We start from the raw sequence: 14,206 nt of genomic DNA on the forward strand, positions 1-14,206 counted from the left end.
CTCCTCGCAGGCTCCGTGCAGATCAGCGACGGACCCGTCACGGCGCACTTTAGTCCAGCAACCGCCCGTCATCCGTGCTGACACGCTGGGCGGCGGCGCGCCGATCACCGGCTGTTCAAGGGCGCGCGACTAGAGCCGCTCGACGACCCAGTCGACGCACTCGGTGAGGGCGCTGACGTCGTCGGGATCCACGGCCGGGAACATCCCGACCCGCAGCTGGTTGCGGCCGAGCTTGCGGTACGGCTCGGTGTCGACGATGCCGTTTGCCCGCAGGACCTTCGCCACGGCCGCGGCGTCGACGTCGTCGGCGAAGTCGATGGTGCCCACCACCTGCGAGCGCAGCTTCGGGTCGCTGACGAACGGGGTGGTGTAGGGCCGCTCCTGTGCCCACGAGTACAGCCGTCCCGAGGAGTCCGCCGTGCGCTTGACGGCCCAGTCCAGCCCGCCGTTGCCCAGCATCCAGTCGACCTGCTCGGCCATCAGCGCCAGGGTGCCGACCGCGGGGGTGTTGTAGGTCTGGTCCTTGAGGCTGTTCTCCACCGCGATGGGCAGCGACAGGAAGTCGGGCACCCAGCGGCCCGAAGCGGCGATGGACTCGACGCGGGCCAGCGCGGCGGGGCTCATGACGGCCAGCCACAGCCCGCCGTCGCTGGCGAAGTTCTTCTGCGGCGAAAAGTAGTAGGCGTCGGTCTCGGCGATGTCGACGGGCAGGCCGCCCGCCCCGGACGTCGCGTCGATGACGACCAGCGCGTCACCGGAATCGGTGGGTCGGCGCACGGGCACCGCGACCCCGGTCGAGGTCTCGTTGTGGGCCCACGCGATCACGTCCACCGACGGATCGCTCTGGGGTTCGGGGGCGCCGCCCGAATCCGACTTGATGACGACGGGGTCGCCGACGAAGGGGTTCTTGGCCACCGCGGAGGCGAACTTCGAGCTGAATTCCCCATAGGACAGGTGCAGCGAGCGCTTGTCGATCAGGCCGAACGCCGCGGCGTCCCAGAACGCCGTCGCCCCCCCGTTGCCCAGAATGACCTCGTAGCCGTCCGGCACCGAGAACAGCTGAGCGAGCCCCGACCGCAGTCGGCCTACCAGATTCTTGACCGGCGCCTGGCGGTGCGAGGTCCCGAACAGCGGCGCCGCCGTCGTGGTCAACGCCTGCAGTTGCTCGGACCGGACCTTGGACGGGCCGCACCCGAAGCGGCCGTCGCGGGGCTTGATGGCGTCGGGAATTTGAAGGGAATCTGCGAGCTGGTCAGCCATGCTCATCAGGGTAGTGAGCCACCCTGGCGGGCCGTTGCGGCGGGCCGACCGTCGGACCGGGCCGTCAACGCAAAACGCCTGCTCGGGGCGCCTCCGACGTTTCCTTCGTTGTGATCCAGGGCATACGAATTCGATGACCACTGGTCAGGTCACAGTGCCTCGGACGGGCCTAGGAAATATCCGGTACCTCCGGTACTGTCTGGACATAGCACGTCCAAATGTAAACCTCATTGAGGAGGCCTAGGTTATGGCTAGGACGCGATTGGTCCGGCGTTGGCGCCGCAACATGGAAGTGCGCGACGACGCTGACTACGTCAACATGCTTGCCACACTGTCCGAGGGGTCGGTGCGGCGCAACTTCAACCCGTACACCGACATCGATTGGGACTCACCGGAATTCGCTGTCACCGAGAACGACCCTCGGTGGATCCTGCCGGAGACCGACCCGCTGGGCCGTCATCCCTGGTACTTGGCGCAGTCCGACGAGCGCAAGATCAAGATCGGGATGTGGCGGCAGGCCAACGTGGCCAAGGTGGGACTGCACTTCGAATCCATCCTGATCCGCGGCCTGATGAACTACACGTTCTGGGTGCCCAACGGCTCGCCCGAATACCGGTACTGCCTGCACGAGTCGGTCGAAGAGTGCAACCACACCATGATGTTCCAGGAGATGGTGAACCGGATCGGCGCCGACGTCCCGGGCATGCCGCGGATGCTCAAGTGGCTGTCGCCGTTGGTTCCGCTGGTGGCGGGGCCGCTGCCGGTGGCCTTCTTCATCGGCGTGCTCGCCGGCGAGGAGCCCATCGACCACACGCAGAAAAATGTTTTGCGCGAAGGCAAGTCCCTGCACCCGATCATGGAACGGGTGATGGCGATCCACGTCGCCGAGGAAGCGCGCCACATCTCGTTCGCCCACGAGTTCTTGCGCAAGCGGGTGCCGGAATTGACCAAGAGGCAGCGGTTCTGGACCGCGTTGTACCTGCCGCTGACCATGAAGGTGCTGTGCCGCGCGATTGTGGTGCCGCCCAAGGCGTTCTGGCAGGAGTTCGACATCCCGCGCGAGGTCAAGAAGGAACTGTTCTTCCGGTCGCCGGAATCGCGCAAGTGGCTCAGCGACATGTTCGGTGACGTGCGGATGCTGGCCTATGACACCGGCCTGATGGAGACGCGCTCGGCGCGGCTGATGTGGCGGTTGTGCAAGATCAACGGCAAGCCGTCGCGCTACCGCAGCGAGCCGCAGCGCCAGCACCTGGCCTCGGTCCCGGCCGCGTAACGAGTCCGGTCCATAGGTTTCATGCCGCACGTTATTACCCAGTCGTGCTGCAACGACGGGTCCTGTGTTTTCGCGTGTCCGGTGAATTGCATTCACCCCACGCCGGACGAGCCCGGCTTCGCCACCTCGGAGATGCTCTACATCGATCCGGCGGCCTGCGTGGACTGCGGTGCGTGCGTGAGCGCGTGCCCGGTCGGGGCCATCGCGCCCGACACCCGGTTGGACACCAAGCAGCTGCCCTTCGTCGAAATCAACGCGTCGTTCTACCCGAAACGGCCCGAGGGTGAGAAGCTTCCGCCGACGTCGAAGCTGGCGCCGGTCATCCCGGCCGCCGAAGTGCGGGCCCGCCGCCGGCCGCTGACCGTGGCCATCGTCGGATCGGGTCCGGCGGCGATGTATGCCGCCGACGAGCTACTCACCCAGCATGGCGTGCGCGTCAACGTCTTTGAGAAGTTGCCCACCCCGTACGGGTTGGTGCGGGCCGGGGTGGCGCCCGATCACCAGAACACCAAGCGGGTCACCCGCCTCTTCGAGCGGGTCGCCGGCCACGAGCGCTTCCGCTTCTATCTCAACGTCGAGATCGGCGAACACCTCAGCCACGACGACCTGCTGGCGCACCACCACGCCGTGCTGTACGCCGTGGGTGCGCCCGACGACCGTCGCCTGGACATCGAGGGCATGGGTTTGGCCGGCACCGGGACCGCGACCGAATTGGTGGCCTGGATCAACGGTCATCCCGACTTCGCCGATCTGCCAGTCGATCTCGGCCACGAGCGGGTGGTAATCATCGGCAACGGGAACGTCGCCCTCGACGTCGCCCGGGTGCTCACCGCGGACCCCGACGACCTGGCCCGCACCGACATCGCCGACCACGCCTTGGCGGCGCTGCGCGGCTCGGCGGTGCGTGAGGTGGTGATCGCCGCCCGGCGCGGCCCGGCCCAGTCGGCGTTCACGTTGCCCGAGCTGATCGGGCTCACGGGCAGCTCCGAGGTCGTCCTCAGCGCGGCCGACCACGAACTGGTCGCGGCCGACCTGGCGACGGCGTCGGATCCCTTGACGAAAAGCAAGCTGGAAATCCTGAGCACGCTCGGCGACGATTCGGCGCCGGCGGCACGCCCGCGGATCAGGCTGGCTTACCGGCTCACCCCGACCCGTGTGCTGGGCGAGCAGCGCGTCTCCGGTGTGGAGTTCTCGGTCACCGGCACCGATGAGGCGCGCCGCCTGAACACGGGCCTGGTGCTGACGTCGATCGGCTACCGCGGCAAGCCGATTCGTGGGCTTCCCTATGACGAATCGTCGGCCGTGGTGCCCAACGACGGCGGGCGCGTCGTCGATCCCGCCTCGGGCGCACCCGTGCCCGGCGCATACGTCGCGGGCTGGATCAAGCGGGGACCGAGCGGGTTCATCGGGACCAACAAGTCGTGCTCGTTTGAGACCGTGCAGGCCCTGGTGGCCGATTTCAACGCCGGCAAGCTGACCGAACCGGCGGCCAAGCCCGAGGCGCTGGCCGCCCTGGTGCGCGCCCGCCGGCCCGAGGCTGTCGACGCGGCGGGATGGCGTGCCATCGACGCCGCCGAAATCGCGCGCGGCAGCGGTGACGGCCGGCCCCGCAACAAGTTCACCGACGTCGCCGCGATGCTCGCGGCCGCCGCGACCGCCGAGCCGGCGCCGCCACCGCGACGCCGGCTCTTGGACCGGCTGCTCGGCTAACCGGCGCCCTGCCCGGACATCGCCGCGGTGATCTCTTCCATGCTGACCTCGCGGACCGGCTGCCCCAGCGACCAGTGGTGGCCGAATGGGTCGGCGACCACGCCGTAGCGGTCGCCCCAGAACTGGTCCTCCAACGGGGCCACCACGGTGGCACCGGCGTCCAGCGCCCGCTGGAAGCTGGCGTCGACGTCGGCGACGGTGAGGTGGATCGTCACCGGGGTGCCGCCCAGCGAGGTCGGTGTCATCGACTTGCCGCCACACACCTCCGGGAAGTCGTCGTTGAGCATCACCGTGAAGCCGTTGATGCGCAGCGCGGCGTGCACCAGTTTGCCGTCCGAACGCGGCACGCGCCCGATCTCCTCAGCCCCAAAAGCGTTGACGTAGAAGTCGATTGCCGCGGCGGCATCGTCGACCACGAGGTGGGGCGACAGTGCGGGTTCGATGTTGATCGCCATCCTGGTTCTCCTTGCTGTCGGTTCCGTCGCCTGCCCACCGCGGACAGGCTCACGACGTATGACTGCGTCGGCGACGCAAAGTCATCGCGCGACAGCAACCATTAGATCGCCGGGCACCGACAACCAGGAGGCCTCAGGCGTTGGTGAGGCTGCGGTCCCAACCCTCGACGGATTCCGGGCTGCGCGGGGCGGGGCCCACATAGATGGCCGACGGCCGGACCAGCTTGCCCAGCCGCTTCTGCTCGAGAATGTGGGCGCACCACCCGGCGGTGCGTCCGCAGGTGAACATCGCCGGCATCATGTTGGCCGGCACCCGGGCGAAGTCCAGGATGACCGCGGCCCAGAACTCGACGTTGGTCTCGATGGCCCGGTCCGGACGCCGCTCCCGCAGCTCGGCCAGCGCGGCCTGCTCCAGCGCCACGGCAACCTCGTGGCGCGGTGCGCCCAGCCGCTCGGCGGTGGCGCGCAGCACCCGCGCCCGCGGGTCCTCGGCGCGGTACACCCGGTGCCCGAATCCCATCAGCTTGTCGCCGCTGTCCAAGATCTTCTTCACCAGGCCGCGCGCGTCGCCGGTGCGCTCGACCTCTTCGATCATCGGCAGCACCCGCGCCGGCGCGCCCCCGTGCAGGGGACCGCTCATCGCGCCGATCGCCCCGGACAGCGCCGCCGCCACGTCGGCGCCGGTGGAGGCGATCACGCGCGCGGTGAACGTCGAGGCGTTCATCCCGTGCTCGGCGGCCGAAACCCAGTAGGCGTCAATCGCTTCGACGTGGCGCGGGTCCGGCTCGCCCTGCCAGCGCGTCATGAAACGGGCAGTGACCGTTTCGCATTCGTCGATCACCCGCTGCGGCACCGCGGGCTGATAGATGCCGCGCGCGGACTGGGCAACGTAGGACAGCGCCATGACGGACGCCCGGGCCAGCTGGTTGCGGGCGGTGGCGTCATCGGTGTCCAGCAGCGGCTTGTACCCCCAGATCGGGGCGAGCATCGCCAGGCCGGCCTGCACGTCGACGCGCACGTCGCCGGTGTGGATGGGCAGCGGGAACGGCTCGGCGGGCGGCAGCCCGTGGCCGAACTTGCCGTCGACCAGCAACGCCCAAACGTCGCCGAAGGTGACCTGCTGACCCACCAGGTCTTCGATATCGACACCGCGGTAGCGCAGCGCGCCGCCGTCTTTATCCGGCTCGGCGATTTCGGTGGTGAAGGCGACCACGCCTTCGAGGCCGGGGACAAAGTCTTCGGGGACCACAGTCATGCCGAAAATTCTCGCACCCCCCGCTCGGGCCGACGCTACCGGCCGGTAGCAAGCGCCGGTAGCGTTGACGCGATGGCACGACGGGACCCCGAGCCAGGAAAAGAGCACCTGCAAAGAATGCGTGTGGAATACGGATCGGCGGAGAAGGACGGCAGTCCCGATCTCGACGCGGACTGGCTCGGCGATGGTTGGGTTTCGTTGTTGCGCAAATGGATCGACGACGCCGAGCGATCGGGTGTCGCCGAGCCCAACGCGATGGTGCTGGCCACCGTCACCGCCGACGGGCGGCCGGCGAGCCGATCGGTGCTGTGCAAGGGCGTCGACGAGACCGGGATCACCTTTTTCACCAACTATGACTCGGCCAAGGGCGACGATCTGGCCGCGACGCCGTACGCCGCGGTCACGTTTCCCTGGTACCAGCTCGGCCGCCAGGTCCACGTCCGCGGCCCGGTGAGCAAGGTCACTGCGGAGGCGACCCAGGAGTACTGGTCGAAACGGCCGCGCGGATCACAGCTGGGCGCCTGGGCCTCGCACCAGTCGCAACCGATCGCCTCGCGGGCGGCCCTGCTGGGCCAGCTGGAGGAGGTGACCGCGCGCTTCGCGGACCGCGAGCAGGTTCCGGTGCCGCCGGGCTGGGGCGGCTATCTCATCGCGCCCGAGGTGGTCGAGTTCTGGCAGGGACGGGAAAACCGGTTGCATAACCGTATCCGGGTCAGCGGCGATCGCATCGAGCGCCTCCAGCCGTAGCGCGCCCGCGCGGGGGCTAACTTGGCTGGCGATGGACGAAACGGATTCGGTACGTCGGATCTGGACGGCGCTCGGGCTGCCCGGCATCGTCGACGTGCACACGCACTTCATGCCCAAATCCGTGATGGACAAGGTGTGGCGGTACTTCGATGACGCCGGCCCGCTGGTGGGACGGCATTGGCCGATCGCCTACCGCAGCGACGAACAACAGCGACTGCGAACCCTCCGTGGCTTTGGGGTCCGGGCGTTCACGGCGCTGATCTATCCGCACAAGCCGCACATGGCGGCCTGGTTGAACCAGTGGGGCCGATCGTTCGCGGCGACGACGCCCGACTGCCTGCACACCGCGACGCTGTACCCCGAACCCGGCGTCGAGGACTACGTCGGTCAGGCCATCGCGTCCGGCGCCCGCGTATTCAAGGCCCACATTCAGGTCGGCCGCTACAGCCCCACCGACCCGCTGCTCGATGGCGCCTGGGGCGTCATCGAAGACGCCGCGATCCCCGTCATCATCCACTGCGGCTCGGGTCCCGTCCCCGGCGAACACACCGGCGTCGGGCCCGTCGCGGCACTGCTCGCCCGCCATCCGCACCTGCGGTTGATCATCGCCCACCTGGGCATGCCCGAGTACACGGACTTCCTCGACCTGGCAGAGCGCTACGACGACGTGCGGCTCGACACCACGATGGCGTTCACCCCGTTCGTCGAGGAGGCCATGCCCTTCCCGCCCGCCGAGTACGGACGCCTCCGTGATCTCGCCGACCGCATACTTTTCGGGAGCGACTTTCCCAACATCCCGTACGGCTACGTCGACGCGGTCGAGGTCCTCACCCGGCTGCCCGGTATCGACGATGTGTGGCTGCGAAAGGTGTTACACGACAACGCCGCTCACGTCTTCGGGTTGGCCGGACCGATGTCCACGGCGGGGTGATGGGCGCCGCTTTCCGGGACAACGGCGGTGCGCCGTACCTGTTGTGGTCCGCGCCACGGCGGATCCGCGCGCCACGCGTCGCCGACCGCCGGGCGCGCAGTGGCGAAAGTCACGAACCGGCGGGATCGTCACCGCGCTACCTGATGAAAGCTTAAGGAAGGTTCCCAGACCCGACCCCGGACGGGCGCCTCGTCGCGATAACGACTACCTTCAGCTGTAAGCACCAAGTCAGGGGCAGCCATATCAGCCGGAAGCACGAAGGGGTTCTCGTGGCCGACACCGACGACACCGCCACTCTGAAGTACCCGGGCGGTGAGACCGACCTGGAGATCGTCAGCGCCACCGAAGGCGCCGACGGCATCGCGCTGGGCTCGCTGTTGTCCAAGACCGGCTACACCACGTTCGACAACGGCTTCGTCAACACCGCGTCGTGCAAGAGCTCCATCACCTACATCGACGGCGACGCCGGAATCCTGCGTTACCGCGGCTACCCGATCGAGCAACTGGCCGAGAAGTCGACCTTCATCGAGGTGAGCTACCTCCTGATCTACGGTGAGCTGCCCAGCAAGGAGCAGCTGGCCGAGTTCACCAAGCGGATTCAGCTGCACACCATGCTGCACGAGGACCTGAAGCGGTTCTTCGACGGATTTCCGCGCAACGCCCACCCGATGCCGGTGCTGTCCAGCGCGGTCAACGCGCTCTCGGCGTACTACCCGGATTCCCTCGACCCGACCGACAACGAGCAGGTCGAGTTGTCCACCATCCGGCTGTTGGCCAAGCTGCCGACCATCGCCGCCTACGCATACAAGAAGTCGGTCGGTCAGCCGTTCCTCTACCCGGACAACTCGCTGACCCTGGTGGAGAACTTCCTGCGCATGACGTTCGGCCTACCGGCCGAGCCGTACCAGGCGGACCCCGAGATCATCCGGGCGCTGGACATGCTGCTCATCCTGCACGCCGACCACGAACAGAACTGCTCGACGTCGACGGTGCGGCTGGTCGGGTCGTCGCAGGCGAACCTGTTCACCTCCGTTTCCGGTGGGATCAACGCGCTGTGGGGCCCGCTGCACGGCGGCGCCAACCAGGCGGTCCTCGAGATGCTCGAGCAGATTCGCGAAAGCGACGACAACGTCAGTGAATTCGTCCGCAAGGTGAAGAACCGCGAGGCCGGCGTCAAGCTGATGGGCTTCGGCCACCGCGTCTACAAGAACTACGACCCGCGGGCCCGCATCGTCAAGGAGCAGGCGGACAAGATCCTGGCCAAGCTCGGCGGCGACGACGACCTGCTCAGCATCGCCAAGGAGCTCGAAGAGGCGGCGCTGACCGACGACTACTTCGTCGAACGCAAGCTGTACCCCAACGTCGACTTCTACACCGGCCTGATCTACCGCGCCCTCGGGTTCCCGACCCGGATGTTCACCGTGCTGTTCGCGCTGGGCCGGATGCCCGGCTGGATCGCGCACTGGCGTGAGATGCACGACGAGGGCGACAGCAAGATCGGCCGTCCGCGCCAGATCTACACCGGCTACACCGAGCGCGACTACGCGACGATCGACGCGCGCTAGTTTCCTGCCGAGCAGACGCAGAATCGCCTGCGGGCGGCGGGATTTACGCGATTCTCTGCCTGGTCGCGAGGGAGGCGAGCACTGCCATCGCCGCGTTGTGCCCGCCGATGCCCGACACCGCCCCACCGCGGCGAGCGCCCGAGCCGCACAACATGATTCGTTCGTGAGCGGTGGCCACGCCCCACTGCCTCGCCGGGGTGTCCAGCGGATCGTCGTCATCGGCGAACGGCCACGACAGCCCGCCGTGGAAAATGTTGCCGCCGCTCATGCCGAGGGTGCGCTCGAGATCTGATGTGGTCGTCGTCTCGATGCACGGGCGCCCCTGCGCATCGTGCAGCAGCAGTTCTTGAATCGGTTCGGCCAGAACAGCATTCAGCGATCCCAGCACCTTGTCGGTGAGCCGATCGCGCAGCGCGTCCGGGTCGGCGTCGCCGAACAGCGCGTGCGGGGTGTGCAGGCCGAACACCGTCATCGTCTGGGCGCCCGAGCGGCGCTGGTCATCGGACAGGATGCTGGGATCGGTCAGGGAGTGGCAATACGCTTCGCACGGCAGGGGATTCGGCGGTTGCCCCGCGGCCGCCTGGGTATAGGCCGTATCCAGTTGCGTCCAGGTCTCGTTGACGTGGAACGTGCCGGCGAAGGCCTGGTCGGGTGTGACGCCCCGGTCGCGTAGGCGGGGCAGGCGCCGCAGCACCATGTTCACCTTGACCTGCGCGCCGCCGTCCGCCGGTGGCGGTTCGTCGCCGAGCAGCCCGGCCAGCACGGTGGGCGTGACGCCGGCGAGGACGAACCGGGCCCGGACCCGGCGCTCATGGCCGCCGCTGCGATAGCGCACTTCGCCGCTCGGGTCGAGCGCGTAAACCTCTGCGCCGCTGATAATTTCGGCACCGTGGCCGACGGCGGCCGCGGCCAGGGCGGTGGTCAGCGCGCCCATCCCGCCGATCGGGACGTCCCAGTCCCCGGTGCCGCCGCCGAGCACGTGGTACAGGAAGCAGACGTTCTGCGTCAACGACTCATCGTCGAGGCGCGCGAAGGTGCCGATGAGGGCGTCCGTGGCCATCACCCCGCGAACCAGGTCGTTGCCCACCGCGTCGGTGATGGCCTCGCCGACCGGTTCCTCGATCAGGGCTTCCCAGGCGGCCGCCGCGCGGCGGTCGTTGCTTTCCAGTACGTGGCGGCGGGCCTGCTCGCGGCTGCGCAGCGGTTCGAGCAGCGTCGGCCACAGCCGCTCGGTCACCAGCCGGCAGCGCTGGTAGAAGTCCGCGAAGCCCTGGGCGTCGTCGGCCGCGCCGATGGCGGCGAAGGTGTTACCGGGCGCCCCGATCAGCAGCCCGCTGCGGCCGCCGGTGGCGGGGTCGGGCGTGTACGACGAATAGGGACGCCGGGCCAGCCGAATCCCGGCGCCCAGGTCCTCGACGATGCGGCTCGGTAGCAGGCTGACCAGATAGGAGTAGCGCGACAGCCGGACGCCGACCCCGTCGAAGGGTTGCGCCGAGATCGCGGCCCCGCCGGTCTGTTCCAGCCGTTCCAGCAGGCGCACCCGCAGGCCGGCCCGCGCGAGGTAGGCCGCCGCGACGAGGCCGTTGTGCCCGCCCCCGACGACGGCGACGTCCACCGCGTCGTCGGCGTCCGCGTGGCCGCTCAGCTCAGGTAGCCCTCGACCTCGTCGGGCGGCCGCACCTCCGCCTCGCGCGGGTCGCCGCCGCTCTCGCGGAGCGCCCGGCGCTGCCGCAGCAGATCCCAGCACTGGTCGAGTTCGATCTCCATGCGCCGAAGGCGGTCATGTTCCTCCGACGTGTCGATGTCACCGCGCTGCAGTTGGGCCCGCAGCGCTTTTTCTTCGGCGACCAGTTCGCGGATGTGTGCCAGGGTGTCGTTGTCGGTGGGTTTGCTGCCGTTGGCCATCGCTCCAGTCTGCCCGACTCGGGAGGGGGCGGATAGCCGCCGACGGCCCGCGGCTAACTGGGTCCGGGTAGTCGCAGCACCAGCCGCGCACCGCCCAGCGGGCTGCTTTCCAGCTCGGCAGTCCCGCCGTGCAGCTCGGCCTGCTGGGCTACCAAGGCCAATCCCAGGCCCGACCCGGAATGCGAGGCCGTCGATCCGCGGGAGAACCGCGCGAACACCACCTGGCGCTCGTCCTCCGGGACGCCGCGCCCGTTGTCGTCGATGGCGATCTCCACGCCGGCGCGGGAGCTGACCGCCGACAGCTCGACGCGGGTGGCGCCGCCATGCTTGACGGCATTGGCGATCGCGTTGTCGACCGCGAGGCGCAAGCCGGCCGGCAGCCCGACGATGATGCAGGTGGGCGAGGGCACCAGTGAGACGTCGACCCCGGGGTAGACGCGGGTGGCGTCGTGGGCGGCGCGGTCGAGCAGCTCGGTGATGTCGACCGGCACGTGATCGTCGGACGTCGACAGCTCGCCCTGGGCCAGGCGCTCGAGGGCGGTCAGCGTGGCCTCGATGCGCGACTGCGTGCGGATGACGTCGCCCAGCACCTCTTTGCGTTGTTCGTCCGGCATGTCCAGGGTGGAGAGCACTTCGAGGTTGGTGCGCATCGCGGTCAGGGGGGTGCGCAGCTCGTGCGAGGACACGGCGGCGAAGTCGCGCGCAGACGCGAGCGCATCCTTGGTCCGGTCCTGCTCGGTCCAGATGCGCTGCAGCATGCCCCGCATGGCCTCGGCGATCTCGACCGCCTCGGTGGCACCGCGCACCGCCACTTGCGGCCGTTCGTCGGCGTCGATCGAACGGGCTTGCTGGGCCAGGCGTTTGAACGGCCGCACCGCGAAAGCCGCCAGGAGCCAAGCGAACACCGCCGCCGCGCCGATCGACAGCGCACAGATCAGGATCACCCGGCGATGCAGGTTGTTGGTCTGGGCGATCGTGTCGTAGTACGTCGCGCCCACTGCCACCGTCGCCGGCTGCGGCGTGGCGACCTCCAAGGTTCGGACGCGATAGCGCACCCCGTTGATGTAGGTGTCTGCATACCCCACCTCCAGCGGCGGCAGTGTGACGTCCGAGTTGGACTTGACCTGGCCGTCGCGCCGGACGGTGATCACGGTGTCCTGGTCGTGGGGTGCGCGCGGGATGTCGTCGAGGCCCCGGGGCAGGAAGGGGATGGCGAAACCGGCCGCCTCGTCCAGGCGGCGGTCCAGCCGCTCCTTCCAGGCGCTGGTGATGCCGAACCACACGACCGCCCCCGCGATCACCACCACGATCGCGGTGCCGATCGCCGTCGCGACCGCGACCCGGGCCCGTAGCGACGGCGTACGGGTCAGGATCCGGGACAGGAAGTTCATGGCCGCTCGACCGGGTTACTGCATGCGCAGCACGAATCCCACTCCGCGCACGGTGTGCAGCAGCCGGGGCCCGCCGTGGGCCTCGAGCTTGCGGCGCAGGTATCCGATGAAGACGTCGACGACGTTGGTGTCGGCGGCAAAGTCATAGCCCCATACCAGCTCGAGTAGCTGCGCACGGGACAGGACCGCGGTCTTGTGTTCGGCCAGCACCGCCAGCAGGTCGAATTCCCGCTTGGTCAGGTCGACGTCGACGCCGTTGACGCGAGCCCGCCGGCCGGGGATGTCGACTTCCAGCGGTCCCACCGTGATGGTCTCCGACGAGGAGGTGGCGGTGGCGCCGCGGCGGCGCAGCAGCGCTTTGACCCGCGCGACCAGCTCGGCCAGCACGAACGGTTTGACCAGGTAATCGTCGGCGCCGGCCTCCAGGCCCGCCACCCGGTCGTCGACCGAGCTGCGGGCGGAGAGCACGCAGACCGGGACGTCGTTGTCCATGGCGCGCAGCGCGGTGACGACGCTGACCCCGTCCAGCACCGGCATGTTGATGTCGAGCACGATCGCGTCCGGCCGCGTTTCGGTGGCGCTGCGCAACGCCTCGGCGCCGTCGACCGCGGTCGACACCTCGAACCCGGACAGGCGCAGGCCACGTTCCAGCGACGCGAGCACATCGGAGTCGTCGTCGACGACCAAGACCCGAGGTGAGCTAGCTCCTGTGTCCATGCCGCCCATCTTGCCTGATTGCCGCCTATGGATGCGGGAGGCACCACCGTCGCGGGGCTAGGCGCGCTTCGCCTCGGCCGGTCCGCGTCACGGCCAGACATAAACCAGGCACGCGCGCGTCGGCGATTCTGGTGTCTGAGTTACGTGTCGCGGTATCCGCGGCGGTGCAGCGCCTCGCGAATTTTTCCGATAACGGCTTCTGGTCGGTCCTCGACAATGACCCTGATAACGATCCACCCGCAATCCTGCAACGCGCTGAGTCGCCGGAGATCCCGCACATATTGGCGCCGCATGGTGCGGTGTTGGTCCCCGTCGTATTCGACCGCTACCTTGAACCGCTCCCAGCCCATGTCGAGCAGTGCCACGGTCCGGTAATGCATGACCACCGGTATCTGAGTCTCGGGAGTGGGCAGCCCCGCGTTGACGATCAGCAAGCGCAGCCAGGTTTCCTTGGGCGATGCCGCGCCTGGATCGACCAAGGGAAGTGCCTCCCGTAGCCGCCGAAGGCCGCGAGCACGCGGGTGTCCCTTGGTCACCAGCAAAACATCCTCGACGGAAAAGGGCGTGGCGCGCATCAGCGCGTCGAGGCGGGCCACCGCTTCTCCGGTGGGGAGACGACAGCTCAAGTCAAATGCCGTCCGCGCAACCGTGGTCACCGGAAGCCCTGCGACACACGTGATTTCATTGTCTCGCAACCGCTGATTGCGGGTCACTATGCCCATAGGGGCGTGTTGATTACTCCAGATCAATTCGACCGGTTCGTCCTCGTCGATCCAATTCGCGCCGTGCAGCGCCGCCGCGGCCAGCCCAGCGAGCACACCGCGTCGCCGCGTCCATAGCCACGCCGCTTCCGACCGCATTCGGAGCGAGGGCGCCACGTGACGCGCCAGGTAGATGTCGGGATAGATCGCGCGAAACTCGGTCCTCAGCTGATACCGGGTCAGTTTGCGCTGTCGCAGGGCCTCGCTGCCGACGATGGGTCCGTCCATGCGCGTAA

The 14,206-nt window shown here is 68.4% G+C and carries 13 protein-coding genes; 5 read left to right on the forward strand and 8 right to left on the reverse strand.

The features are described from left to right. Positions 1-129: 129 nt before the first annotated feature. A complete protein-coding gene (gene serC / locus K883_RS13415; protein ID WP_086427175.1) occupies positions 130-1,260 on the reverse strand; it encodes a phosphoserine transaminase in 1,131 nt (376 codons plus the stop codon). A 247-nt stretch (positions 1,261-1,507) separates the two neighbouring features. On the opposite strand from serC, the gene K883_RS13420 reads away from it, so the two are divergent. Both K883_RS13420 and K883_RS13425 read left to right on the forward strand, forming a co-directional pair. Beyond that, positions 1,508-2,533 (forward strand): AurF N-oxygenase family protein, encoded by a 1,026-nt coding sequence (locus K883_RS13420; protein ID WP_026071403.1) that lies wholly within the window; start codon positions 1,508-1,510, stop codon positions 2,531-2,533. Positions 2,534-2,554: 21 nt separating this feature from the next. Then, positions 2,555-4,243 (forward strand): FAD-dependent oxidoreductase, encoded by a 1,689-nt coding sequence (locus tag K883_RS13425; RefSeq protein WP_036454687.1) that lies wholly within the window; start codon positions 2,555-2,557, stop codon positions 4,241-4,243. Here K883_RS13425 and K883_RS13430 read toward each other — a convergent pair. Both K883_RS13430 and K883_RS13435 read right to left on the reverse strand, forming a co-directional pair. Next, entirely contained in the window at positions 4,240-4,698 is a 459-nt protein-coding gene (locus K883_RS13430; protein WP_008253889.1) for a VOC family protein, read from the reverse strand. The two genes, K883_RS13425 and K883_RS13430, sit on opposite strands and share 4 nt — an antisense overlap. 133 nt (positions 4,699-4,831) lie before the next feature. After that, entirely contained in the window at positions 4,832-5,953 is a 1,122-nt protein-coding gene (locus tag K883_RS13435; protein WP_008253892.1) for a citrate synthase 2, read from the reverse strand. A gap of 117 nt (positions 5,954-6,070) precedes the next feature. Between K883_RS13435 and pdxH the strand changes: the two genes are divergently transcribed. From pdxH to K883_RS13450, 3 genes are all read left to right on the forward strand, one after another. Further along, positions 6,071-6,700, forward strand: a complete 630-nt coding sequence (gene pdxH, locus K883_RS13440) for a pyridoxamine 5'-phosphate oxidase (RefSeq protein ID WP_008253893.1) — start codon at positions 6,071-6,073, stop codon at positions 6,698-6,700. A 31-nt stretch (positions 6,701-6,731) separates the two neighbouring features. Next, the gene (locus tag K883_RS13445) at positions 6,732-7,631 is read left to right on the forward strand and encodes an amidohydrolase family protein (RefSeq protein ID WP_008253894.1); all 900 of its coding nucleotides are present in this window, start codon (positions 6,732-6,734) and stop codon (positions 7,629-7,631) included. Positions 7,632-7,900: 269 nt separating this feature from the next. Continuing rightward, positions 7,901-9,196, forward strand: a complete 1,296-nt coding sequence (locus K883_RS13450; protein WP_008253896.1) for a citrate synthase — start codon at positions 7,901-7,903, stop codon at positions 9,194-9,196. A gap of 43 nt (positions 9,197-9,239) precedes the next feature. Here the strand turns inward: K883_RS13450 and K883_RS13455 are convergent, their stop codons facing one another. From K883_RS13455 to K883_RS13475, 5 genes are all read right to left on the reverse strand, one after another. Then, on the reverse strand, positions 9,240-10,811 hold the full coding sequence (locus K883_RS13455; protein WP_008253897.1) for a phytoene desaturase family protein: 1,572 nt from the start codon (positions 10,809-10,811) through the stop codon (positions 9,240-9,242). 26 nt (positions 10,812-10,837) lie between these two features. Then, the gene (locus K883_RS13460; protein WP_008253898.1) at positions 10,838-11,101 is read right to left on the reverse strand and encodes a DUF2630 family protein; all 264 of its coding nucleotides are present in this window, start codon (positions 11,099-11,101) and stop codon (positions 10,838-10,840) included. A gap of 53 nt (positions 11,102-11,154) precedes the next feature. Continuing rightward, the gene (locus K883_RS13465) at positions 11,155-12,492 is read right to left on the reverse strand and encodes a sensor histidine kinase (RefSeq protein ID WP_008253899.1); all 1,338 of its coding nucleotides are present in this window, start codon (positions 12,490-12,492) and stop codon (positions 11,155-11,157) included. Between the two features lie 15 nt (positions 12,493-12,507). Further along, positions 12,508-13,218: a two-component system response regulator PrrA gene (gene prrA / locus K883_RS13470; RefSeq protein ID WP_008253900.1), complete on the reverse strand. Its 711-nt coding sequence runs from the start codon at positions 13,216-13,218 to the stop codon at positions 12,508-12,510. Between the two features lie 131 nt (positions 13,219-13,349). Continuing rightward, positions 13,350-14,198, reverse strand: a complete 849-nt coding sequence (locus K883_RS13475) for an endonuclease domain-containing protein (RefSeq protein ID WP_008253901.1) — start codon at positions 14,196-14,198, stop codon at positions 13,350-13,352. Positions 14,199-14,206: the final 8 nt, after the last annotated feature.

The organism is Mycobacterium sp. TKK-01-0059 (genome assembly GCF_000709305.1).
Taxonomy (GTDB): domain Bacteria; phylum Actinomycetota; class Actinomycetes; order Mycobacteriales; family Mycobacteriaceae; genus Mycobacterium; species Mycobacterium intracellulare.

Bases quoted from the DNA above. Each gene is read 5' to 3' on its own strand.
- serC (WP_086427175.1), bottom strand. From the start codon at position 1,260: ATGGCTGACCAGCTCGCAGATTCCCTTCAAATTCCCGACGCCATCAAG.
- K883_RS13420 (WP_026071403.1), top strand. From the start codon at position 1,508: ATGGCTAGGACGCGATTGGTCCGGCGTTGGCGCCGCAACATGGAAGTG.
- K883_RS13425 (WP_036454687.1), top strand. From the start codon at position 2,555: ATGCCGCACGTTATTACCCAGTCGTGCTGCAACGACGGGTCCTGTGTT.
- K883_RS13430 (WP_008253889.1), bottom strand. From the start codon at position 4,698: ATGGCGATCAACATCGAACCCGCACTGTCGCCCCACCTCGTGGTCGAC.
- K883_RS13435 (WP_008253892.1), bottom strand. From the start codon at position 5,953: ATGACTGTGGTCCCCGAAGACTTTGTCCCCGGCCTCGAAGGCGTGGTC.
- pdxH (WP_008253893.1), top strand. From the start codon at position 6,071: ATGCGTGTGGAATACGGATCGGCGGAGAAGGACGGCAGTCCCGATCTC.
- K883_RS13445 (WP_008253894.1), top strand. From the start codon at position 6,732: ATGGACGAAACGGATTCGGTACGTCGGATCTGGACGGCGCTCGGGCTG.
- K883_RS13460 (WP_008253898.1), bottom strand. From the start codon at position 11,101: ATGGCCAACGGCAGCAAACCCACCGACAACGACACCCTGGCACACATC.
- K883_RS13465 (WP_008253899.1), bottom strand. From the start codon at position 12,492: ATGAACTTCCTGTCCCGGATCCTGACCCGTACGCCGTCGCTACGGGCC.
- prrA (WP_008253900.1), bottom strand. From the start codon at position 13,218: ATGGGCGGCATGGACACAGGAGCTAGCTCACCTCGGGTCTTGGTCGTC.
- K883_RS13475 (WP_008253901.1), bottom strand. From the start codon at position 14,198: ATGGACGGACCCATCGTCGGCAGCGAGGCCCTGCGACAGCGCAAACTG.